Annotated in this window: 14 protein-coding genes and 1 pseudogene; 3 read left to right on the top strand and 12 right to left on the bottom strand. The window is 48.2% G+C overall.

Going from position 1 to position 24,470, the window contains the following annotated elements:
* Positions 1-9: 9 nt before the first annotated feature.
* From LN737_RS22355 to LN737_RS22320, 8 genes and pseudogenes are all read right to left on the bottom strand, one after another.
* Positions 10-2,618, bottom strand: a pseudogene (locus tag LN737_RS22355) (ABC transporter permease).
* On the bottom strand, positions 2,615-2,941 hold the full coding sequence (locus tag LN737_RS22350; protein WP_405512074.1) for a PadR family transcriptional regulator: 327 nt from the start codon (positions 2,939-2,941) through the stop codon (positions 2,615-2,617). Before LN737_RS22350 ends, LN737_RS22355 begins: the two are co-directional and overlap by 4 nt.
* 510 nt (positions 2,942-3,451) lie before the next feature.
* Positions 3,452-6,121 carry an ABC transporter permease gene (locus tag LN737_RS22345; RefSeq protein ID WP_405512072.1) on the bottom strand — a complete coding sequence of 890 codons (2,670 nt, stop codon included), beginning with the start codon at positions 6,119-6,121 and terminating at the stop codon, positions 3,452-3,454.
* Between the two features lie 77 nt (positions 6,122-6,198).
* Positions 6,199-8,808: an ABC transporter permease gene (locus tag LN737_RS22340; RefSeq protein ID WP_405512070.1), complete on the bottom strand. Its 2,610-nt coding sequence runs from the start codon at positions 8,806-8,808 to the stop codon at positions 6,199-6,201.
* A gap of 62 nt (positions 8,809-8,870) precedes the next feature.
* The gene (locus LN737_RS22335; protein WP_405512068.1) at positions 8,871-11,531 is read right to left on the bottom strand and encodes an ABC transporter permease; all 2,661 of its coding nucleotides are present in this window, start codon (positions 11,529-11,531) and stop codon (positions 8,871-8,873) included.
* An 84-nt stretch (positions 11,532-11,615) separates the two neighbouring features.
* Positions 11,616-12,779, bottom strand: a complete 1,164-nt coding sequence (locus tag LN737_RS22330) for an ABC transporter permease (protein WP_405512066.1) — start codon at positions 12,777-12,779, stop codon at positions 11,616-11,618.
* A gap of 70 nt (positions 12,780-12,849) precedes the next feature.
* Positions 12,850-14,265: a permease prefix domain 2-containing transporter gene (locus LN737_RS22325; RefSeq protein ID WP_405512064.1), complete on the bottom strand. Its 1,416-nt coding sequence runs from the start codon at positions 14,263-14,265 to the stop codon at positions 12,850-12,852.
* A 70-nt stretch (positions 14,266-14,335) separates the two neighbouring features.
* Positions 14,336-14,671 (bottom strand): PadR family transcriptional regulator, encoded by a 336-nt coding sequence (locus tag LN737_RS22320; RefSeq protein WP_405512062.1) that lies wholly within the window; start codon positions 14,669-14,671, stop codon positions 14,336-14,338.
* 334 nt (positions 14,672-15,005) lie between these two features.
* Between LN737_RS22320 and LN737_RS22315 the strand changes: the two genes are divergently transcribed.
* A complete protein-coding gene (locus LN737_RS22315) occupies positions 15,006-15,377 on the top strand; it encodes a hypothetical protein (protein WP_405512060.1) in 372 nt (123 codons plus the stop codon).
* 62 nt (positions 15,378-15,439) lie between these two features.
* Here LN737_RS22315 and LN737_RS22310 read toward each other — a convergent pair whose 3' ends face one another.
* The gene (locus LN737_RS22310; protein ID WP_405512058.1) at positions 15,440-16,312 is read right to left on the bottom strand and encodes a lysophospholipid acyltransferase family protein; all 873 of its coding nucleotides are present in this window, start codon (positions 16,310-16,312) and stop codon (positions 15,440-15,442) included.
* 121 nt (positions 16,313-16,433) lie between these two features.
* Here LN737_RS22310 and LN737_RS22305 point away from each other — a divergent pair, with 121 nt between their 5' ends.
* Both LN737_RS22305 and LN737_RS22300 read left to right on the top strand, forming a co-directional pair.
* A complete protein-coding gene (locus LN737_RS22305) occupies positions 16,434-17,102 on the top strand; it encodes a WbqC family protein (RefSeq protein WP_405512056.1) in 669 nt (222 codons plus the stop codon).
* 62 nt (positions 17,103-17,164) lie between these two features.
* Entirely contained in the window at positions 17,165-19,693 is a 2,529-nt protein-coding gene (locus tag LN737_RS22300) for an ATP-dependent Clp protease ATP-binding subunit (protein WP_405512054.1), read from the top strand.
* Between the two features lie 74 nt (positions 19,694-19,767).
* On the opposite strand, the gene LN737_RS22295 is transcribed toward LN737_RS22300, so the two are convergent.
* From LN737_RS22295 to LN737_RS22285, 3 genes are all read right to left on the bottom strand, one after another.
* On the bottom strand, positions 19,768-20,685 hold the full coding sequence (locus LN737_RS22295) for a PhzF family phenazine biosynthesis protein (RefSeq protein ID WP_405512052.1): 918 nt from the start codon (positions 20,683-20,685) through the stop codon (positions 19,768-19,770).
* Between the two features lie 117 nt (positions 20,686-20,802).
* The gene (locus LN737_RS22290; RefSeq protein WP_405512050.1) at positions 20,803-22,557 is read right to left on the bottom strand and encodes a GMC oxidoreductase; all 1,755 of its coding nucleotides are present in this window, start codon (positions 22,555-22,557) and stop codon (positions 20,803-20,805) included.
* Between the two features lie 148 nt (positions 22,558-22,705).
* Positions 22,706-24,406 (bottom strand): FAD-dependent oxidoreductase, encoded by a 1,701-nt coding sequence (locus LN737_RS22285; protein ID WP_405512048.1) that lies wholly within the window; start codon positions 24,404-24,406, stop codon positions 22,706-22,708.
* Positions 24,407-24,470 lie beyond the last annotated feature (64 nt).

The following is a 24,470-nucleotide window of genomic DNA, read 5'->3' as shown; positions in this document are numbered from 1 at the left end:
ACTGCTTCTTCATTCCGACCGAAGGGAACGTACTGGATTCATCAAGGCTGCTTTGACGCTTTGGTAGCTGATTGTCAGTAGCGTTACGGCTAAGGCACCGATACCGGCCAGAGCAAAAATCCACCACGATAGATCGGTACGGTATTGATAGTTCTGCAGCCAGTCCGACAATACGTAATAGGCTAGGGGAGCGGCCAGGCAAAAGGCGATAACGACCAGAATAACAAACTCCTTCGAGAGCAATCGCCAGACACTAAACACCGACGCCCCCAGCACTTTCCGAATGCCGATTTCTTTAGTACGCTGTTCGGCCATAAACGAGGCCAACCCAAACAAGCCCAGGCAACTAATCAGGATGGCTAAACTGGCGAAACCACCGGCCAGCTTGCCAATACGTTCTTCAGTCCCAAACTTCCGGGCATAGGTTTCGTCAACAAATTTGTAATTGAAGGGCGTGCCGGGGCTGTACACCTTGAAAACCTGCTCTACTTTGGCAAGTGCCTCACTGGCAGGTAAATGTGAAGCTAGTTTGATGTTAATTACGTTAACCGCCCGGTAGTTAAGCTGAAAGAAAGAAGGGTTTACGGTCTTGAAAGGGTCTTCTTTTATCATGTTCCGGATCACGCCAATCACTTTGTAGTCCCGGCCACCCTGACGAACTATTTCTCCAATCGGATTTTTGAATCCCATTAATTGTGCTGCCGCTTCATTCAGAATCATCGAGGACGTATCTGTTGAAAACGCTCTGGAGAAATCCCGCCCTTGCTTCAGCTGCCACCCGACTGTTTTTCCGAAGTCATGCGTTACGGTGTTGCCCATAACCAGCGGGTGCATATCCGGTGTTTTGCCTTTCCAGGAAATATCCGTTGTTCCGCCGTACTGTACGGTTACCGAACCCCACGATTCCGACATACCGGTTACTGCGCCTGTGTTGAGCAGGTCATGCCGTATGGTCTGGTAATGGCCAAACAATTCGGGTGTATTCATGCTGATTTCGATCAATCCCGCCCGACTATAACCAACGGGTCTGCTTTTGGCGTGTTCAATCTGGCGAAACACGATGATGGTGCCGATGATAAGCGTGACTGATACTGTAAACTGAAAACCAACCAACACACGGCGGGGAATTGCCGCAAAACGATTCGCTCGAAAAGCTCCTTTCAGCACTTTCACAGGTTGAAACGACGACAGATACAGGGCAGGATAGCTCCCGGCAATCAACCCGGTGAACAAACTAAACCCGAGGCCGCAAAGCCAGAACCATGGAACATCCCACAAAATGATCATCTTTTTTCGGATACCTGATTGAAGAACGGCAGGCTTGCCTGAACAAAAAGAATAGCCAGTATAAACGCCAGCCCAGCCATAAGCAGCGACTCACTGAAAAACTGGGCAATTAGCTGACCACGTACCGAACCAACCGCTTTACGAATCCCCACTTCTTTGGCGCGTTTCTCGCTGCGGGCCGTACTCAGGTTCATGAAATTGATACAGGCCAGTAGCAACACAATTATACCGATAGCACCAAAGAGCCAGACAAACGTGATTAAGCCACCCGTATTGATACCATCCTTAAAATCGCCATACAAGTGCCATTTAGCCATTGGGTGCAGAAAAAATTCAGGTTTATAGGCGGGTGGATTTTCCCGTTTCATACGGATGTCCTTGATTTTGGCCGACACTACGTTAAAATCAGCTTCGGGTTTGAGCAGGGTGAAAATCTGGTATGAGTTCGAATCCCATTCGTTCTGGTCACGTTTTGCGCCTGCATCAAGGGCTGTGAACAGTTTCCAGGGAGCCAGAAACGACACATCGTTGAAGGAGCTATTCATTGGAAAATCAGCAAATATGCCAGTGACTTTTACGTCCTGTTTGTTGTCCAGGCGAATGATTTTGTTGAGCGGATCAACTGATCCAAAAAGCGCATCGGCCACCGATTTTGCGAGCAAAATTGAGTTGACATCGGCTAAGCCCGAAGCGGAACCTTCCAGCATATGTATCGATAAAATACTGGCAAGTTCTGGCTCTGCATAATTGCCGGTTTTGGTCAGTTTCGTTGTGCCATTTGCCAGAATCACATCGCGGGTAACCGACAGACTGACCGATTCGAAATCGGGATACTGGCTTCGTAGTTCCTGCGCTAACGGAATCGGCAAAACGTCGTACGAGGCTTTTTCGACGTCGAACTTCACAAACTGCCAGAGCTTGGCAACCCGGTCGTAGTTTGTGAAGTGCCTGTTGAACGAAAGTTCATCATACATCCACAGGCCGATGAGCATGGCCACCGCCATTCCGGAAGCTAAGCCAACTATATTAATGAACGAATACACCCGATTCTTGGCGATATTCCGGAAGGCAACGGTCAGATAATTGCGGATCATGGTTGTAAATGCTGGGGTTGGGTATCGATTAACCTCTCGTTTCATCAGCGATGGACGTAGTATACTAACCACATCCCGTGCGTAGCGCCAGCGAGCCTTTTTTAGGCCAGTTGCCCGCACACGCTCCTGAAACAGTTCATTCAGGTCGCCTTCCAGTTCTTCCCGGCGGTGGGGTGCGCACAGGAGGTGCAACAGGCGTGTCAGCAAGCGCGGTGGGCTCGGCTTCAAGGCGCTCATGACCAGACTGTGTTTGGTATTGCCGCCCACATCTGATTGCGGAGTTGCCGAATTTCCTCCAAAGCCCGGCGCCCGTAGGCCGTTACGGAATACAGTCGCTTCCGACGCCCACCCCGTTCGGCGGTCATGCCGCCCATTTCGGAGTTAACCAGCCCTTTCTCCTGCAGGCGGTTTAGCGCCGAATGCACCGCTCCCAAATTGACTGAACGCCCCATCTGCTGCTCAATCTCATTGACAACGGCCGCTCCGTATGCATCACCCGACCGGATAGCTACCGCAAGTAAAACGACTTCTTCAAACTCGCCTAAGTAGGTTCCTTTCATACAAAAACATTACTTGTGTAAATGTATAACAAATGGTAGGCCAATAGTAAAAACAGGCCATTCTGGGAAGATATGGCCTGTTTTGCAGGAAAATGGGTGTGATTACTGTCCATAAACGGACAATAACTGTCCATGAGCGTACAGCGATAGCGCATATAAAATTTCTACTAGAAGAGGAGTATGAGTTGAACCATACATGTACAACTTCATCCGTTGCCGATTAATCCGTATTATTAGTGAAAGGCTGACAACGGATTGCAATGCCCGAGATTTTCGAAAATATCAGAAAGCTATATCGCTTTTATGCACCCAGCAACAAACTGGCTGCGTACGTCGATTCTTCTCGGAATCGTCGGCGTCGCGTCTACTGTTCAAAAATCGATCTCACCGCGTTGGTTGTCCCGAAATGAACCAGTTTATTCAGCCTTTTCTGTACAATTCCTACCAAAAGCTGAAATCGGAGAAAGCCGGGATTGTAGCGTACGAATTAACTTCCCTTACTGGATTGACTTATTCACTCCGAAGACTCTTCACTGGATTCATCAACGCGGCTTTGATACTCTGAAAACTGACCGTCAGCAACGTAATGAGTAAAGCGCCCGCACCCGTAGCGGCAAAAATCCACCAGGCTAACTCCGTATGGTACTGATACTTCTGGAGCCATTGGCTGAGGAAATACCAGGCAAGGGGTGTAGCTAGCCCAAACGCAATTGCCACCAGCATGACAAACTCTTTCGATAACAACCCCCACAGATTCAGCACCGACGCCCCCAACACTTTCCGAACGCCAATTTCTTTAGTACGTTGTTCGGTCACGAACGAAGCCAGACCGAACAAGCCCAGGCATGAGATAAAGATAGCCAGCACCGCGAAGAAGGAAGCCAACGTACCAATCCGCTCTTCAGCCGCAAATTTTTTGGTATATTCCGCATCGGCAAATTTATAATCGAAGAGTGCCGTTGGATTATACTTCTGGTAAACGGCCCCAATTTTACGGACAGCTTCACTGGCGCTCATAGCTGGATTCAGCCGAATGTTGATGAAATTACTGGGGAAAGCGCTGATATAAAAGAGCGTCTGCATAGCGGGTTCGTACGGCGAATCCATCACCATATCGTTGATAACGCCGATGATTTTGTACCGCAGGTCGCCTTCCCGAATGATTTTACCAACTGGCTCTTTCAACCCCATGAACTTGGCAGCCGCTTCGTTAATAACAATTGCCGCCAAGTCGGTACCGAAAGTTTTCGAGAAATCGCGCCCCTCTTTAAACTGCCAGCCCACCGTTTTGCCAAATTCATAAGTTACACCGACGACGGCAAAATCGGGTTGCTGATTCGGGTCTTTTCCATCCCAGTCGAACCCGCCATTTACGTTCCAGACTCCGGTTAATGGACTTTCTGATTCGGCTATTTCGGTAACCGCTCCAGACTCGATCAACTCCTTCCGAAAAGCGTCGTAGTGAGTATGAATATCGGGGGTTGTCGTTTGCACATAAAGCAGTCCGTTTCGGCTATAACCAACGGGTCGATTTTTGGCAAACTGAATCTGCCGAAACACGATGATGGTGCCCGTAATCAAAGCGACCGAAACCGTAAACTGAACCACAACCAGCACCTGACGCGGCACCGATGCCAAACGGCCAGCCCTAAACCGGAATGCCGGACCATTTCCTTTTAGAATCTTAACGGGCTGAAAGCTGGACAGGTAGAGTGCCGGGTAACTGCCCGCAATAAGGCCGGTGAATAACGTAAAGCTGAGGCCAGCAGCCCAGAACATAGGATTTGACCACAGCATAGTCATTTTTTTCGCGGCAATCTCATTAAAGGAAGGCAGTACCAGTTGCACCAGCAGCAGGGCCAGCACAAAGGCAATCAGTGCAACCAATAAGGATTCACTCAAAAACTGACTGATCAACTGGGTACGAACCGAGCCCATTGCTTTTCGGATACCCACCTCTTTCGCTCGTTTTTCGCTGCGGGCCGTGCTTAGGTTCATAAAATTGATGCACGCCAGCAGCAATACAAACGCCCCGATAATGCCAAATAGCCAGACGAATTGAATTTGGCCGCCGATGTTCACCCCGTTTTTAAACTCCGAATACAAATGCCAACGACTCATGGGCTGAAGGAAAATTTCGGGTTTGAATTTGGTCTGTTCTTTGGGTACATTGGCCAGTTTAGCGTCTTTTATTCTAGCCGAAACCTGGTCCATACTGGCATGGTCAGCTAACTGGACGTAGATCTGAAACGAGTTATTATCCCATTTCTGCTCTGATTTTTTTACCCAATCGCGAATGGCCACATTGACCTGCCACGGAACCATATAATCCAGATTGCTGAATTGGGTATTATACGGCAAATCTTCGTAAACGCCGGTCACTTTAACAGGCGTCTTGCTATCTATTTTTACTAGTTTCCCCAATGGATCGCTAGTTCCAAAAAAGGCGCTGGCCACTGATTCCGAAATCATAATGGAATAGGGTTCGTTCAAACCAGCCCGTGTCCCTTTCACCATTTTCAGCGAAAGCATGTCGGGAGCCTGGGGTTCTATGTAATTTCCCATTCGCCAGAATTTCTTATCACCGAAGGACAGGACGTGCCCCTCCGTCCAGGACGACAGCAGTACGTATTTAAACGGGCCATCACCCTGGTCGCTGCCGTACTTGGCCCGAAGCTCAGAAGCAAGCGGAATCGGTAAACCCCGATACGTAGTTGTTACGCCATTGATAGTCTGATGCTGCATCACCTGAGCAATCCGATCATAGTTCTTGTGATACATGTCGAATGTTAGTTCATCATAAATCCACAAGCCGATGAGTATAGCAACGGCCAGTCCTACGGCCAGTCCACCGATGTTGATAGCCGAGTAGCCTTTCTGGCGGGTAAGATTTCGAAAAGCGATTTTGACATAGTTGCGTAACATGGTCGTAGTTGCTGGTTGAGGGTGTTCAGTTGGTTGTCGTCGAATAAATTCAGGTCGTACATAGGCCAGCACATCGAGCCAATAGCGTCGTCGGGCGCGGGCTTCCCCCAGTCGGTTTACCCGCAGGTCGTAGCGCTCATGCAAATCGCCCAGCACCTCTTCCCGCAGGTGCGGAGCACAAAACCAGGTCAGCAGTCGGTCGGCAAGGCGCGGTGCGACGGGTCGGGGTGTTTTTAAGCGAGGAGCAGGGGGCATGGTGCAAGGAGGTAAAGCAGGCGGCGAGGGGTGGGAAGCATAGCGAAGATGCCAGGCGCCACGCCCCTTGCTCTCTGCTATTCAGAACGTAACGATTTCACGGGATTGACTAACGCAGCCTTGATAGCCTGAAAACTAACGGTCAGGGTTACGATTACGATGGCAGAGGATAGGGTTAGCAGAAATACGCCAACACCGATGGCAATTCGATAGCTATAGTCCTGCAACCATTTCTCCATGACATACCATCCGATGGGTGCTCCGATAACAAAAGCGATACCGATCAACTGAATGAACTCTTTGGTTAGAAGCCCCACGATGTTGGTTACCGTAGCACCCAACACTTTCCGAACGCCAATTTCTTTGGTTCGCTGTTGGGCCGTATAGGCAGCTAATCCGAATAATCCCAGGCAGGAAATAATAATGGTTAACCCCGTAAATAAACTAATCAGGGAGCCCGTCCGTTGCTCGTCAGCAAACTTTGCTTTGTAAGATTCGTCGGCGAAGGTGTACTCGAATGGGTAGTTCGGGTTGTATTTCTTAGTGATCTGTTCAGTAATCTCCAGATTTTTGGCTGTGGAGTTTGCCGGATTTAGTCGAATACTCATCCATTCAAGAGGAATTGATCCAGCTGGTCCATGAACGACAACGGGATTTATCGGCTCGTAGGGTGATGCAAAGATGAAATCCTTCACAACGCCAACAACATGCCAATCGTGGGAATCAAACCTGATACTTGTTCCAAGCGGATTTTTCAGGTGCATTGTTTTGACGGCGGTTTCGTTTAGCAAAACGGCCGTTGAATCCGTTGGGTATTCGTGTACGTTGATATCCCGACCCACGAGCAGTTTGGTGCCTGTGGTTTTAAGAAAAAGCTCATCGGCGGCAAAGCGGTCAAACTCAATATCTTTATCGGCTTTTGTACTGCCCGGCCACGAAAGCCCCCATTGTCGGGAATTAAGATTCGTAATCGGGCCAAGGGATTTGCTCACCGAGACAGCCGCTCCATCATGAATCAGCTCCTGCTGAAAAGACCAATAATGCGTTGACATATCCCCAGTCATACTCATAAACAGGAGATTATTCTGGTCATACCCGTTGTCCCGATTCTGCGCGTAGTGTATTTGGTCATTTATAACCAGTGTGCCGATAATCAGGACTATAGCGAATGTAAACTGAGTAATAACTAAACCTTTTCGAAGCGAGAAAACCGTATTTATGGACTGGTGCGCGCCTTTCACTACCATGCCCGGCTGAAAACTAGCCAGGAAAAATGCGGGATAACTACCTGCCAGCAAGCCCGTGAACAGAACGAACGTACTAGCAACCAACCAGAAATTGATCGTTCCTAATTCTAAAGATAATTGTTTGTTGGTCAGACTATTGAACGTCGGGATAAATGCTAGCACAACCAACAAAGCCAGCAGACCAGCAAAAAAGGCAAGCAATAATGATTCGCTGATGAATTGAAAAACAAGTGATCTTTTCTGAGCCCCTACCACCTTTCGGATGCCGACTTCCTTGGCTCGTTTTTCACTTCGTGCGGTGGTTAAATTAATAAAATTGACAGCCGCCACTAGTAGGATCAAGGCTGCAATAAGACTGAACAAGTGCACAGTGCCAATCTTTCCGTCAACTAGTTGACCATTTTCCTGCTTTGAATACAAATGCCATTTGGTGGCTGGATGAAGAAAAATCTGCCGGTGGGATACGTCCTCAACAACCCCCTTCAGATGCTCTGCTGTGACATGTTTGATCTTCTCATTAGCGGTTGCTGAATTAATTTTATCCTTCAGCAGAACAAAGGTGTAATTATTGTTCGAACCCCAGCCATCAGAGTCCCAGCCAGGTACCGCAAAGGCCGTCCAGGGCAGCAGAAAGGATATATTGTTAAATTGAGTGTTGTTCGGCAGATCGTGCAGAACACCCGTCACCAAAAAACTATCCGTATGATCAAGCTGAAGCGTTTTGCCAATAGCGTCACTTGAGCCAAACAGCTTCTCCGCCAGGGATTTTGTAATAACGATGCCATTGGACCCGGTAAGCACCTTTTCCCGATTGCCTGCCAGGAGCGCAAAGTCGAATACATTCAGGAAGGAAGGATCAGCAAACGCGCCCTCGACGTTCATTTTCTTATCGTTAGCAGTCAGCAATAAGGTAGTAGGCCGGTATCGGATTGCTTCTTCTACATCGGGGTAATTCTGTTTTAAAGTGGGTGCCAGCGGGAGGGGCGTCGTTCCCCAAACTGCCGGGTTTCCGCTGAATATATCCTGATTATAAACCTGAAAAATCCGATCCGTTTTGCTGTAAAAGCGGTCGTAGGTAAGCTCACTTTGAATCCATAAAAAAATGAGTGTTGAGGCAGCCATTCCAACGGCCAGCCCGGCCATATTGAGCGATGCATATCCTTTTTCACGTATTAGATTCCGCCAGGCGATTTTCAAATAATTCCGTAGCATAGTGGTATTGGTTGGTTGAGGGTATTGCTCAGGTTGTCGTCGAATAAATTCGGGGCGCATATAGGCTAGCACATCCAGCCAATAGCGCCGTCGGGCTCTTGACTCCCCTATCTGTGCAACCCGTAGTGTGTAACGTTCATGCAGATCGCCCAGCACCTCCTCCCGCAAATGAGGGGCGCAGAACCAGCTCAGCAGTCGGTCGGCCAGATGGGGAGGGGTGTTGGGCATAGAGCGTGGGGGTTGGGGCATGGGGCTAAGGGCGGCTGTTCTTGCCCCATGCCCTAGGCTATTCATTCAGATCGCAATGATTTAACTGGGTTCACCAATGCCGCTTTGATGCTCTGAAAACTGACAGTCAATAACGTAATGAGCAAAGCCACCACACCAGATGCGGCAAAAATCCACCACGATAATTCGGTATGGTAAGCATACTTTTGAAGCCAGCTATGGAGCGAATAATAGGCAACGGGCACAGCGATTCCAAAGGCAATACTGACCAATAGCACAAAGTCTTTGGATAGTAGCCCCCATAAGTTCAACACGGATGCGCCCAGTACTTTACGAACACCAATTTCTTTCGTACGCTGCTCGGCCACGTAGGATGCCATGCCAAAAAGTCCCAGACAACTGATCAAAATGGCGAGGATCGCAAAGAAACTGGCCAGCTTGCCAATGCGCTCTTCGGTAGCAAATTTTAGCGCATATTCCTGATCCGCGAACGTATAGTCGAAAGGGGCCGACGGGATAATCTGCTTGAAAACCGTTTCGATTTTCGGCAAAGCATCGGTCACACTGACAGCCGGATTAAACCGGATATTAATCCAGTTGGGATTGCCCGCCAGTAAAAAAACGGTCGGTTTTACCGGCTCAAACGGTGATTCCATGACCATATCTTTTACTACGCCCAAAATCTGGAATGACTTTTCTACATTGTTCGTCATCCATTGGCTTTTCCAGTGAATTGTTTCTCCAATGGCGGTCTGGTTTTGCAAACCCATTAGTTTGGCTGCCGTTTCGTTGATAACAAAGCCACTGGAATCGGAGGCAAACGCTCGGGAAAAATTGCGGCCCGCCACAAATTGCCAGCCGACGGTTTTAGCGTATTCGGGCGAAACATCTAACGTAGCAAATCGGTCGATTGACGCTACGGACATACCTTTCCAGCGAAATCCATCGTTGGACGACCATACCCCCGTAATTGGGCTTTGTGATTCGGCGACTTCAATTACGGCTCCGGTATTTTTCAGTTCGCTACGCAACAAGTCGGTTTTTCCGCGAAAATCTTCGGATTTCATCTGCACCATCAGCAAGCCATCCCGCGAATAACCCACCGGTCGATTTTTGGCAAATTGAATCTGACGGTACACAATTGCCGTGCAGATGATCAGCGTAATGGAAATCGTGAATTGCAAAACCAACAATACCTGTCGAGGAACAGTTGCGAAACGGCCTGTTTGAGATACGGACAGACCAGTGCCTTTCAATACCTTAACCGGCTGGAATGAGGTTAAATAAAAAGCCGGATAACTGCCCGCTACTAAACTCGTCAGCAACACAAACCCAAGCGCGTACAACCAGAAGTACAGATTGGTCCAGGGTATTGCTAGTTTCTTGGCTGCCAGATCGTTGAACCACGGCAACGTCACCAGAACAACCAGCAGCATGATGCCAAAAGCCAGGAAGACAATTAGAAGGGATTCGCTGAGAAGCTGGCTGATTAGTTGAACGCGGAGTGAGCCAATCGCCTTGCGAATGCCCACTTCTTTAGCTCGTTTCCCGGAACGGGCCGTAGTCAGGTTCATGAAATTGATACAGGCCAGCAGCAACACGAAAAAGCCAATTGCTCCCACCAGCCAGATGTATTGAACAGGCCCATCGTCGACAATTCCATTTTTAAATTTGGAATACAAATGCCAGTTCTGCATGGGATTCAGCCAGATTTGCGGATTGGTAACCGCTTCCTCCTTCATGCTCTCAAGGTGTTTGATCACATTCAGTTCCGAATCCTTCAGGCTTGACGTGACTTTGTCAAAATCCGTGTTCGGCTGAAGCTCTACATAAATATAGAGGGCGTGGTTATCCCATTTTTTCTCTTTCATGAATGGATTCGTAGCCACGTAGTAATCCCAGGAAGCCAAAAACTGTGCGTTATGAAGCTCCGTGTTTAGTGGCAAATCTTCGTAAACACCTGTTACGGTTACGGGGTTATCTGTATTCATTTCTATCAGCTTGCCCATCGGATCAGCATCGCCGAACAAAGCTTTAGCAGTTGAGGCCGACAGTAAGATCGACTGTTGATCCTGCAAACCTGCCCACGTGCCTTTAATCATGTTCAGGGTAAACATTTCCGGGGCTTCAGCACCAATATATTGCCCCTTTTTCGACAGCTTCTTTTCACCCGATGTCAGAATGCAATCGCCTGCATGGGTAGATGTTACGATGTGTTTGAAGTTACTTTTGTAGTTGGTTTTCAGCTCATGAATGAATGGATACGGCAACGATTGAGAGGTTTTGATCTCGCCATTCTTAACCTGATTCTGCATTACCTGCGCAATGCGATCGTAGTTTTTGTGGTATTTGTTGAACGACAATTCATCATAAACCCATAGACCAATGAGCATGGCTACGGCCATACCGACGGCCAGTCCGCCGATGTTGATTACCGAATATCCTTTGTTTTTAGCCAGGGTCCGAAAGGCGATTTTCAAATAATTCCGTAGCATGGTCGTAGTTGCTGGTTGAGGGTATTGCTCAGGTTGTCGTCGAATAAATTCACGGCGTAGATAGGCTAGCATATCCAACCAGTAGCGCCACTTCGCCTTCACTACGCCCTCTCGCGCTACCCGAATAACGTAACGCTCGTGCAAGTCGCCCAGCACTTCTTCCCGAAGGTGCGGTGCACAGAACCAAGTCAACAGTCGGTCGGCAAGTCGGGGTGGGTGGTTTGGCATAGGGCAAGGGGGAAAGGGCATGGGGTTGGGGGCAAAAGGTTGGGGACAGGAACCCTATGCCCCTTGCCCCATGCTCTATGCTACTCATTCGGATCGCAACGATTTTACCGGATTCACTAAGGCCGCTTTAATGCTTTGGTAACTGACCGTCAGCAAGGCAATAGACAGGGCCATCAGGCCAGAAAGTGCAAACATCCACCATTCGACGTCAATGCGATAGGCGAAATCCTGCAGCCAGTGATGCATAGCATACCAGGCAATCGGCGACGCAATCACAACGGCAATCAGTACCAGTTGAACAAAGTCTTTCACCAGCAGTTGCACGATGCCCGGTACCGATGCGCCCATCACTTTGCGAATGCCGATTTCTTTGGTACGCTGCTCGATTACGAAAGCCGACAGCGCAAACAACCCAAGGCTGGCAATTATAACGGCCAGCAGCGCAAAAGCTGAAAACAGTTGCTGCGTGCGTTGCTCGCTGGCATAGAACGTAGCGAACTGCTCGTCCAGAAAATGATATTCCAGAGGACCGTTTGGATTGAAAGCATCCCATTGCTTCTTCAGATCGTCCAGAAAACCAGTGACATCCGTGGTTTTTATTTTCATCACGATGCCACCCGCATTTCGGCCCATCATCAGCATGAGTGGCGCTACCTTTTGCTTGACCGACACGTAATTAAAGTCCTTCACGACGCCAATGACTTTATACTCGTGATTTCCCGACCGAACTACTGATTTCCCGATTGGATTAGTCCCTTTCCAGCCCAATTCATGAACGGCCGATTCGTTGATGAGTATCCCGGAAATCGAATCCGTTGGGAAGTCTCTGGAGAAATTCCGCCCCTGGACCACCTGTATACCTAAGGTGCGCAGGTAGTCGTAATCAATGTTAAAAATATTGGTGTGAATTTCGGCACCATTCGAGGTTTCATTTTTCGGATAAATCTGCGTGCCATCCATCATGATTCCGCCCGGCGTATACCTCGACAGACTGGCCGCAACAACATGCGAATTCTGCAGAAGCTGCTCCTTGAATGCCAGCTGTTTATCTCCCAGCAAACGAGTATCGGGCAGGGCGATGACCTGGTCTTTATCATAGCCTAATTTTTTTGTCTGCATGAACTGCAACTGCTTGTACACAACCAGCGTAGCAATCAGAAGGATTGTGGAAATAGAAAACTGGAATACGATCAACCCACTGTGTAATGGCTTTTTCTGAGAGCTTTTCCCGAAGAAAGACCCTTTCAAGGTTTTAATGATACTGAACGAGGACAGGAAAAAAGCCGGATACCCCCCGCCAGTATGCCGGATAAAAAACTCACCAGAAACAGGGTAAGAATAACCCGGTAATCCAGAAAAAAGAAAGACTTATTTGTTTGTTGGCGACCTGATTAAAATAAGGTAATGAAAGAATCAACAGGCCGTAAGAGCACACCATTGCCAGTAACGTCAGTAGTACCGATTCGGTTAGAAACTGGAAAACAATCTGATTCTTGATCGACCCCATAACCTTCCGAATACCCACTTCTTTGGAACGTTTTGCCGCCTGTGCCGTCGATAAATTGGTGAAGTTGATGCAGGCCAGCAGCAGAATAAACAGGGCCAACACCGAGAAAATATAGACGTACTTAATATCGCCGTTGGGCTCCATCTCATATTTGGTAGTCGAATACAAATGGATGTCGGTAAGCGGCTGCAAAAAGAACCGAAATGTCTCAACTGATTTTTGGGCTTCGGCCAAACTGATTCCCATATCACGCTGCACTTCGGGCACAACATATTTGGCAACTAGCTGCGGGAATTTTGCTTCCAGTTTTTTCGGATCAGCTTTATCGGACAACTCCAGATACGTAAAAAAGCCGATGTTGCTCCAGGTTGGATTGGTAATATGCCGTGACGCTAAACTCAAAAAAGCATCGGCATGAAAATGTGAATTGTCGGGTACTTTATCGATAACGCCCGTTACGGTAAAGGCTGATCGTTGTGTACCTACCGCCAGTGCTTTGCCAATTGGGTCTTCATCGCCGAAATACTTCCGGGCGAATTCGTTTGAAATAACAATGCTATTGGGTGCAATCAGAGCCGTTGCCGCATTGCCTTTGATACAGGGAATCGAAAACAGTTGCAGGAAATTGGAATCGGCAAATGCAAGATGAGCTTCCTTAAATTGATTGTCTTTGTACTGAATATAGTCGCTAACGGCCATGTATCTCGCCGTAGCTTTTACTTCCGGAAAAGCCCGTTGAATACCTTCGCCAACGCCCGCATCAACATTAGGATAAACTTCTACGTTGCCATTACCCACTACTGAAAGCTGCACCCGATATAGGTTGCTGGCATTGACGGGGTATTTGTCATAACTCAACTCATTGTATACGAATACAGCAATGAGCATAAAACTCGTCAGCCCAATGGCCAGACCCAGCATATTGATAGCGGTAAATGCTTTATTCAGCATCAGATTCCGCCAGGCGATTTTTACGTAGTTTCGTAACATATCTCTGAACTTTGGATTTGACGATGTCCATTTCGACGTACCGTGCGGTTGTCGTCTGATAATTGAAGGTCTTACATAAGCCAGCACATCCAGCCAGTATTGCCGCTTTGCCTTTACTATGCCCTCTCGCGCTACCCGAATAACGTAACGCTCGTGCAAGTCGCCCAGCACTTCTTCCCGAAGGTGCGGTGCACAGAACCAGTTGAGCAGTCGGTCGGCAAAGCGAGGGGGATACATAATGATGAATAATAAATGAGGAATGAAGGGGCGACGAACCACGAATGACACTCATCATTCATCATTAATTTTAGCCCCACTCTAGCCGGATATTAGGGATGATACGATCCCAGAGTCTGTTTCGAACAGCCCGGACTTCGCTAAGAACACGACCGCCCAATGGCGTCACTGTAAACAGTCGTTTCCGACGCCCTCCGCGTTCGGCTGTGGCTTCGCCTAACTCAGACCGGAGATAGCCTTTCTGTTCCAGGCGTTGTAAGGCTGCGTGGACCGCTCCGGTACTGACTGCATTCCCTGTTTCGTGCTCAAGCTCTTCGGCAATAATTACCGAGTATGCTTTGGGCGAGAGCGTAGCTACAGCCAGTAACACTACCTCCTCGAACTCACCTAAATCACTCCGTCGCATGAGCTGGAAGATGGGGTTATAGGATTCGTTTTTATTTCCTCCATTTCTGTATGTCAAATGCCTTGCCAAAATGAAAAAAAGTGCTTATTAGCCTGATTATGGGCATTTAAAGTGAAATAGGGGAGGAGCTAGTGTCCAGAATCGGACAGCTTTCGTACGCATGTGGACAATCCTTTTCGATAAATGGAGCACAAAAAGAAACCTGGTTTCTATTCTACCAGCTACTGCGTTTCCAAACAAAATGATAGTGAGGAGGTTAATTAAGCAACCATTCCCTCTCATTAGCAGAGACAGTTGGAATGAACTGAATATAATCTGTCAACTCACTATCGTTATGAAACTCAAAATAGTAAGCCTATTGGCTTTCTCAATGATGCTGACTATTGGGGCTTACGCTCAGGATAGTACGGCCTTGAGTAAGAAAGAAATGCGCAAACAGGAACGCGCAGAACGAAAAGCGCGCGTAAAAGAAAACCTGAAAGAAGCCGGACAAAATGTAGGAGACGCTACGGCCGAAATGGGTCGTGGTGTTAAGCGGAAAGCGAAAGCAGCTGGCGAAGCTGTCGATACAACTGCGCAGAAAGTCGGAAATGCCGTCAATAAAGGATTGGATAAAACGGAAGGGGCTTTAATCAACGAGAAAGAAAAGTGGAAAGCAAAACGCGATTCAACTAAAGCTGAAAAAGCCCGACGCGATTCACTGTAAAATTTTTTACTGTTTTTTAGCTTCCCGAAACCGTTCTGGCTTCGGGAAGTTTGTTTTTACGCTCATTCCAGTTTCGTACTGATCTTTCCATACTTTTCTCGCCAGTGCTTCCAGCGCTTGTGCGACCACAGCCAGTCTGACGGATAGTTACGTATCGTTGCCTCCAGCCGATCCCTGTATCGTTCGAGCATGGTGCCTAATGGTAGATCGTCGTAAGGCGGTTCCGAAATCAGATCGAACGTAGCCTCGTAGTATCCTCGGCGAATACGAATCACTTCAACGTAGAAAACAGGCATATTCCGGCTGCGGGCCAACCGTTCAGTGCCGGGGTAAAACGGCGTATCCCGGTGCAGAAAATCAGTCCAGTAAGCTTGCTCAGGGGTATTAGGTACCTGGTCAGCCACCAGAGCGATAATACGTGGCTTGCCTTTCTGGGCTGCCATTCTGCGTGGAAGACTCTGCATGGGTACAGGCACAGCGCCAAACGTTGACCGCACTTGCTTCATTAATTCTTCAAAAAATGTATTGGTCAGCGGTTTATAAACGCTATCAGCAGGCATTCCGATGAGCACAGCCGCCGACGGTAGCCATTCCCAGTTTCCCTGGTGTGAAGCCATAACCACCACGGTTTGACCGGCCTTCAATCGGGCTTTCACCAACCCCGGATTTGTGAAATGAACACGCCTGATCAGTTCATCGGCAGTCAGGTCGGGCATTTTCAACGTCTCGACCAGTAAATCCGTCAGGTTCAGATAGAATTGTCGGGCTATTAATTTCAGCTCGTCAGGTGATTTTTCGGGAAAGGATAAGCGGAGATTTTCGAGAATTACCAGACGCCGATAACGAATTATATGCAGCAATAAAAAGGACAAGACATTGGAAATACCATATAACGCACCAAGCGGTAAGCGGGACAAAAAACGGAAAAATAGCATTTGGCGAACGTAGGCTGGCTAAACGAAAAGTATAACGTTTATCCCTAAAATTAAAAATTTACAAAATCTGTTGGTGGTATTGATTTTTTGCTTTATTTGTGAACGGATACGTTTGTTTTTATTGAAAAAGTACCAGCTAACGCCAAATCCGGTTGAGTCTCAGCCGAGCCGTCTACTAATCGAATTACACTATTTGCCTTGTTTGGATTACTTATCGGGGGTAGTGCAATTTGGAAACGTTCGATTTGAGGCTCAAGAGCATTACCAGAAGCAAAGTTACAGAAATCGCTGCTACGTTCTGACGGCAAATAAAGTAGATGTCCTCACAGTGCCTGTGCAACAGGGGACGCATCACTTGCCCATTCGCGATCTTCGGATTGATAATAGTCAGAACTGGCGGATGCATCACTGGCGATGTTTGCAGGCTGCTTATGGAAAAGCTCCGTTTTTTGAATACTACGCGCCTGATTTCGAGTTAGTATTTCGAAAAAACTGGACGTTTCTGCTGGAATTGAACTATGAGTTGCTGACAATTTGTCTGAAACTACTACGGATAGATAGACAGATAGACCTGACAGATTGGTACGATAAAGTTGCACCAGTCGGTCTATTTGACGCTCGATCGAAGGTAAATCCACGGAATGGACCAGAATCGTATGTATTCCATCAGCCAGTAGCTTATTCACAAAATTTTGGCCAGGAATTTGTACAAAATCTTAGTATCATAGACCTGTTGTTCTGCCAGGGACCGGCCGCTTTGGACGTGTTGATGGCCGGCCTTCGGAAGTGAACAAATCCTTTAAACTCTTCGTTAGGCCAGTAGTACGCTTACCTAAGGAGACCCTAAAACGAATGGAAGCAAAATTCTCAAATCGCGTAAAGGAAGTTATCACGCTGAGTCGGGAAGAAGCCTTGCGCTTAGGCCACGATTATATCGGTACAGAACATCTGCTGCTCGGTATGATTCGTGAAGGAGAGGGTGTGGCAGTTGGGTTGCTAAAAAAACTTGGCATCTCGCTGGATGAACTCCGGGTTACTATTGAACAGGCCACGAAAGGAACAGCCACCAACAACGTAAAAAATCTGGCGAATATTCCGCTGACCCGTCAGTCGGAAAAAACGCTGAAAATTACGTATCTGGAAGCTAAGATTTTCAAAAGTCCGCTCATTGGTACGGAGCACCTTCTACTGTCGATTCTGCGCGATGAAGACAATGTCGCCACGCAGATTCTCAATAAGTTTAATGTTAATTACGAAGTCATTAAGGAGATGTTGGAATATCAATCTTCAGGAAGCCGTCCGGTGATGGGCCCTGAAACCGACGATGACGACAACGACCGTGGAATGTTTGGCGGCAGCAGTTCCAGCTCAGGTAAAGATCCTAAAGGCTCCGAAAAATCGCGGACGCCTGTGCTCGATAATTTTGGCCGGGATTTAACCAAGCTTGCTGAAGTTGGCAAACTCGACCCCATTGTCGGTCGTGAAAAAGAAATCGAACGCGTCGCTCAGATTCTGAGTCGCCGGAAGAAAAACAACCCAATTCTAATCGGTGAACCGGGCGTAGGTAAAACAGCCATCGCTGAAGGACTTGCTTTGCGCATTGTGCAGAAGAAAGTTTCGCGGGTGTTGTTCGGTAAGCGTGTTGTTACCCTCGATCTGGCATCGCTCGTAGCCGGTACAAAATACCGCGGCCAGTTTGAAGAGCGTATGAAGGCGGTGATGAACGAACTGGAAAAATCACCAGAAGTTATTCTGTTCATCGATGAGCTGCATACTATTGTCGGCGCGGGTGGCGCATCGGGTTCGCTCGACGCATCGAATATGTTCAAGCCAGCTTTAGCTCGGGGCGACATTCAATGCATAGGCGCAACTACGCTTGACGAATACCGTCAGTATATTGAGAAAGATGGCGCGTTAGCCCGTCGTTTTCAGATGGTGATGGTAGACGCTACGTCTATCGACGAAACCATCGAAATCCTGAATAACATTAAGGATAAATACGAAGATCACCACCACGTTAACTATACGAAAGAAGCCATCGAGGCTGCCGTGAAACTGTCTGAGCGTTACATCTCTGACCGCTTCCTGCCCGATAAAGCGATCGACGTACTGGATGAAGTAGGGGCTCGTGTTCACATCTCGAACATCACGGTTCCTGAAGATATTCTGAAGCTGGAAGAACAGATCGAGAATATCAAGAAAGAGAAAAACCAAGTTGTCAAGAGCCAGAAATACGAAGAAGCTGCTCAGCTTCGCGATAAAGAAAAACGCCTGATCGATCAGCTCGATCGTGCGAAACAGGCTTGGGAAGAAGATACCAAAAAACGTCGGTATACGGTCAACGAAGAAAACGTGGCCGAAGTGGTAGCGATGATGACTGGTATTCCGGTCACGAGCGTATCGAACGACGAAGGCAAGAAACTGGTCAACATGGGCGAAGAGCTGAAAGGCCGGGTTATCGGTCAGCAGTCGGCCATCGACAAACTGGTTAAAGCCATTCAACGGACACGCGTTGGCCTGAAAGATCCCAAAAAACCAATTGGTTCATTCATTTTCCTTGGTCCAACGGGTGTAGGTAAAACGGAGTTAGCCAAAGTGCTCGCTACGTATCTGTTTGATAAAGACGATGCGCTGGTACGTATCGATATGTCGGAATACATGGAGAAATTCAGTGTCAGCCGACTGGTTGGCGCTCCTCCGGGCTACGTTGGTTACGAAGAAGGTGGTCAGCTAACCGAGAAAATACGTCGGAAGCCATACAGTGTAGTACTGCTGGATGAAATCGAAAAAGCGCACCCGGATGTGTTCAACATCCTGCTGCAAGTACTTGACGATGGTATCCTGACTGACGGACTGGGCCGCCGGGTGGATTTCCGTAATACGATCATTATCATGACCTCCAACATTGGGGTGCGTGATCTGAAAGATTTCGGAGCTGGTATCGGTTTTGCAACCAAGCGTTCTGCTGAAACCCAGGATGAGCTAATGAAGAGCACGATTCAAAGTGCCCTGCGGAAAGCCTTCTCGCCGGAGTTCCTGAACCGTCTGGACGATGTGATTGTGTTTAACTCACTGCAACGTGAGGATATCCACAAAATCATTGACCTGATGCTGGGCAAATTGCTGAGCCGCGTAACCAACCTTGGCTATGCTGTTGAGCTGACTCCTAAAGCGAAAGACTTCCTGTCGGAGAAAGGATACGATCAGCAGTACGGTGCCCGTCCGTTGAGCCGTGCGATCCAGCGTTACCTCGAAGATCCTGTTGCAGAAGAAATTCTGAAGGGTGAATTGAAAGAAGGTGACGTTATCTGGGCCGATTACAGTGGTGAAGGCGAAACCCTCACAATCACGGTCAAGAAGCCAGAAGCTGTTGTTGAATAAGTCATAGAATACGTTAAAAAAGCCGCCTGATTAGCTATCAGGCGGCTTTTTTTGTGGAGCAAGCTAAAATCAATCTATAGATACCACGTACCCTGCGAGATCAATTTGGTTGTCCCACCAACATTGATTATGTAGCGATCATCGGTACGTTCGCCATCCAGATAAATGAAGGATTTCCGGCCAAGCTGAAAGCCCTGTTCAACGGTAGCTTTAACCTTCGCCTGTTCGTATTTCAAAAGATAAGCGAGCAGGCAGCCGTTAGCGCTACCCGTAGCCACATCCTCCGACACCTTATTGTTTTCGATCAACAGCATTCTGGCATTGTAATCATTCGCCTGATCGTAGGTTTCCCGGCAGTAAAAGAAAAGTGATGTGGAATGCCCGGTTGGGCTGTTAGTGCGGTATTTCTTCTTTGATATCAGAAAATTTTTAAACGATTGATACGTAATATCAAGGTTATTCATAGCGGCTAAATTTCGCAGAGGAATAATAATGTAGGGCAGGCCGGTGCTGATTTCCTGAACAGGCAACGTACTATCAATAATGTCCGGATGGAGATCAAGAGCTTCTGTTAATTCTTCAGGGTCGAAAGTCTCTCTAAACTCTGGTTGCGTCTGGCGCATGTAGAAAATGCTTTCATCCAGATTGTTTGGCTCTGGAATAGAAATATCGATGTCGCTGTGAATCAGCTCAAGTGTTAGTTTTTCGATGGGTTCAGGCAGAAGAAATCTTGCGATGACGTAGCTTGTACCCAGTGAAGGATGTCCTGCAAACGGAACTTCATGCTCGGGAGTGAAGATTTTTACGACGAAGCGTTGATTGTTCTTATTGGCTTTGATGAACGTAGTTTCAGCAAAGTTGATCTCCCGCGCCATCCGCTGCATTTGCTCGCCCGAAATCTGATCGTTTAAATCAAGAAAAACAGCCAGTTGATTGCCTTCATACTTTCTGCTGGCAAACACATCGACAATAAAGTACGTAATGGTATCCATAACTGGTCTTTACTACTAGAGAAATATAAAAAGCGGTCGTACGGTCAGGATGTACCGGACACGTAATGACCGGATTAGCGCCTGAACGTACGACCGCTTTTGGTTTATTAAAAATCCTTAAATACTTTTTTGCTTCACCTGATCGATTAAGTACTCCGACGTACGCATAGAGGCCGCCAGAATTGTCCAGGTTACGTTCTTGTCGCCCTGCGAAACAAAGGGAGCTGCATCAACCACAAACAGGTTTTTCACATCGTGAGCCTGCTGGTATTTGTTTAGCGCCGAGGTTCTTGGATCATTCCCCATACGTACCGTACCCACTTCATGGATAATACGGCCGGGGGCAGCCAGTCCATAGCCGTGTGCCGTATCCGGGCCTGGTTTTGGGCCAAGCGGAATACCACCCATTGCATGAATGATTTCCTCAAAGGTATCCTGCATGTGCTTGGCTTGTTTTACCTCGTAGTCCGACCATTTATAGTGGAAACGTAACACGGGTATACCGTACTTGTCCACGGCATTCGGGTCGATTTCGCAATAGTTACTTTCAAGGGGAACCGGCTCACCCCGGCCCGCCATGCTGATGTAGGCGCCATAAAACCGCCGGTAGTCGTCTTTCAGACTGGCTCCATACCCGCCACCTGGCTTTGTTTTGCCATCACGGCCAGGAATCATACCATTCAACGATTCGATGCCACTCCCAAAGCCATAGCCTGGCATTCCCATGCCACCGCCGTACTCAATGTGGTAACCTCGTGGGAAATCTAATTTTTTATTGTCGAGCCACCAGGGTGTAAATACGTGCATGCCACCCACGCCATCTTCATTGTAGCGTTTGCGGTCCATCAGGGCCGGTACAAACCCTGACCGACTGGCTCCGGTCGAGTCATTCAAATACTTTCCGACAACACCACTGCTGTTGGCCAGTCCGTTTGGAAACCGGGCCGACTTTGAATTCAGCAGAATACGGGCCGATTCGCAGGTGCTGGCGCCCAGCATGACTGCTTTGGCACGTATCGTTATTTCCTGCAAGGTGCGGGTATCTACGTAGCTGATACCCGTTGCCAGCCCCGTTTGCTGGTCAGTCAGAACCTCGCGGGCCATCGCCCCATTGATCAGCGTTACGTTTCCCGTTTTGACGGCTGGAATACACAGTACCGATGAAGACGAAAAGTCGGCATATGCCTGGCAACCCCGACCGCACTGATGGCAATAAAAGCACTGTCCTCTTTCCTTATTGATTGGTTTGGTAAGAATACTCAACCTCGATGGAATGACCGGAATATTAATACTGGTACCAGCTTTGCGAAGCATCAATTCGTGAAGCCGTGGTTTTGGGGGCGGTAAAAAAATGCCATCGGGTTCGTTATGCAGATTTTCCACCGATCCAAATACCCCAATGAGTCGGTCTACCCGGTCATAAAAGGGCTTCATGTCTTCGTAGGTAATCGGCCAGTCATCGCCAACACCGCTTAACGAACGGCGCCGGAAGTCATCGGGACCAAAACGCATAGAAATACGTCCCCAGTGATTGGTACGTCCGCCCAGCATGCGGGAGCGAAACCAGTGAAATTCGGTACCGCCTTTGGCTGAATAAGGTTCTCCATCGATGTCCCAGCCTCCCCAGGCAGCGTCAAAATCTCCGCCTGAGCGAGCTGCTGTGCTGGCCCCACGTCGTGGCGATTCCCACGGCCATTTAAGCTGTGTGATGTATTTTGGGTCGGCCGGATCGTAGTAGCCGCCTGCTTCGAGCAGAGCCACTTTAGCGCCAGCTTTGGCTAACATATACGCTGCCATGCCACCACCCGCGCCAGAGCCAACAATCACAACGTCGTAGGTAAGGGGAGCCTTTTTGATTTGTGGGATATCCATCGTTGATAGAAAGGATTAGGTTTCAGGATTTATCAGTTTATGATTTCCATGTACAGAGGGCAATACTGCAGGATTTGACCTGATGGCCAAATAGCTACTTTCTAGAAAGTCAGACTTCAGCTTAGTTTACTCCTTGATACGTAAAGCCTCACAAAGTCAGGCGTTGTTTGTCAGCCAGTAATACGTTGCTCAATTTTTCGTACGGCAACCGCTGCGGGGTAACCTTGTTATTGATCGATAGAACAGCGGCCGTTGCTGCTGACTGACCCAGAATCATAAATACGGGCTCCATCCGGATTGAACCGTAAGCGATGTGTGAGCTTGATACACAAACGGGTACCAATAAATTAGTGCACTCACTCTCTTTAGGGAGAATAGATCCATACGCAATGGAATAAGGTTTGTCGGGGTGAACCCCAATATCTCCCTCATTCTGTACGAAACCATCGGGCTTAACGTAACGTTGCGAATTGTGGGCATCCAGGGCATAAGACCCCATGCCAATTGGTTGCGGTACGTTGGTCTTGCCCAGCGCATCGGCTTCTTTCATCACAAATACACCCAGCATCCGACGCGCTTCGCGAATGTATAGCTGATGAGGCCAGTTGCCATTATCAACGAACTCATCCTTTGCCAGCCCCCACTGCTGCATCTTTTCATGAACATCGGCCGGAACCTGAGGATCATTCGCCAGGAAATACATAAGTCCTTTCTGGTATAATTCGTGATCCTTGATAATCTGCTTACGGCGTTCATAAGTAGCTTCCGGATAATCGTAATTTTTACCAAGGTAGTCAGTACTGAACGGGCCGTGATTGTTGGTATCCGTTTTTCGGTTCGGAATGGCATCGTATTTGTCGAAAGTCTCGCGCCAGCCACTTGCAAACACACGCGCCAGGAGTTCGTACCGGGCAGGATTATACCCCTCAGGCTTTGGGAAAGCGACCCGGTTGTCGGGGTGATTGCTCAAACACATACGGAAACAATACGCCTGGATTTTGTGATCGCCCGTTCCTTTTTCGCCCGGCTTATCTGACGATACTTCGGGTAGCAGGCCACTAGCTGGATCGCCGGGTATTTTATACGGGCTGATGTTTGTTTTGAAATGGTGCCCATGTTGGAAGACTTCCGTTTCGACGCCATTCCATTTTTCGTTGTAAACGCTATTGGCTTCACGTCCAACGTGGTAGCGTACACCGGCCGCAGCCATCAGGTCGCCTTCGTACGTAGCGTCAATGAACATTTTCCCCTCGTACACCGTACCACTCAGCGTACGGAACGAGCGAATAGAACTGCCTTGCTTTACGATACCTTTGGCTGACCGGTCGAGCCATTCATTGCGAAAGATGGTGAGTTTGTATTCCCGTACAAAATCCTCAAAAACCTGTTCGGCCGCGTGGGGTTCAAAAATCCACATTGTCCGATTCGCTCCGTCGATGGCGGGTGTTCCCTGGCCTTTATTGCCGTATTCTTCCTGTTTCTGCCATTTCCAGGCATCTTTCGTCTGGTAATGCTGATAAAGGCGTTGGTAAAATTCACGAGCCAGACCGCCAATTACTTCTTTATTCCCCGTATCGGTAAACCCCAAGCCGCCAGCCGACAGGCCACCCAAATGCTTGTCGGGGGAGACAATAATGACAGATTTCCCCATTTTTTTTACCTGAACAGCGGCCGTAATGGCCGCCGAGGTACCTCCATAAATAATTACGTCAGCCCGATGGGTAAGCGTAGGTTTTGCAGTAGTTGACGCCAACCCAGTGAGACAGAAAAATAGGGAAGAGAGCAGGTAAGCGATACCGCCGGGAAAGAATGAGTTAAGTGGAAAGAAGACGTAACGGGAAGTTTTCATAAAGTAGCAGTTCAGTACGTAATAATGGTATTGTGCACGCCATTCTGTAAAGAACCGACCTTGT

This window comes from Spirosoma sp. KNUC1025 (assembly GCF_045160025.1).
Taxonomy (GTDB): domain Bacteria; phylum Bacteroidota; class Bacteroidia; order Cytophagales; family Spirosomataceae; genus Spirosoma.
This window is presented reverse-complemented; position numbering and strand designations above follow the sequence as displayed.

Coding starts and splice junctions, on each gene's coding strand:
- LN737_RS22345 (WP_405512072.1), bottom strand. CDS start 6,121: ATGCCCCCTGCTCCTCGCTTAAAAACACCCCGACCCGTCGCACCGCGC.
- LN737_RS22335 (WP_405512068.1), bottom strand. CDS start 11,531: ATGCCAAACCACCCACCCCGACTTGCCGACCGACTGTTGACTTGGTTC.
- LN737_RS22290 (WP_405512050.1), bottom strand. CDS start 22,557: ATGGATATCCCACAAATCAAAAAGGCTCCCCTTACCTACGACGTTGTG.
- LN737_RS22300 (WP_405512054.1), top strand. CDS start 17,165: ATGGAAGCAAAATTCTCAAATCGCGTAAAGGAAGTTATCACGCTGAGT.
- LN737_RS22340 (WP_405512070.1), bottom strand. CDS start 8,808: ATGCCCAACACCCCTCCCCATCTGGCCGACCGACTGCTGAGCTGGTTC.
- LN737_RS22325 (WP_405512064.1), bottom strand. CDS start 14,265: ATGTATCCCCCTCGCTTTGCCGACCGACTGCTCAACTGGTTCTGTGCA.
- LN737_RS22320 (WP_405512062.1), bottom strand. CDS start 14,671: ATGCGACGGAGTGATTTAGGTGAGTTCGAGGAGGTAGTGTTACTGGCT.
- LN737_RS22315 (WP_405512060.1), top strand. CDS start 15,006: ATGAAACTCAAAATAGTAAGCCTATTGGCTTTCTCAATGATGCTGACT.
- LN737_RS22295 (WP_405512052.1), bottom strand. CDS start 20,685: ATGGATACCATTACGTACTTTATTGTCGATGTGTTTGCCAGCAGAAAG.
- LN737_RS22350 (WP_405512074.1), bottom strand. CDS start 2,941: ATGAAAGGAACCTACTTAGGCGAGTTTGAAGAAGTCGTTTTACTTGCG.
- LN737_RS22310 (WP_405512058.1), bottom strand. CDS start 16,312: ATGCTATTTTTCCGTTTTTTGTCCCGCTTACCGCTTGGTGCGTTATAT.
- LN737_RS22285 (WP_405512048.1), bottom strand. CDS start 24,406: ATGAAAACTTCCCGTTACGTCTTCTTTCCACTTAACTCATTCTTTCCC.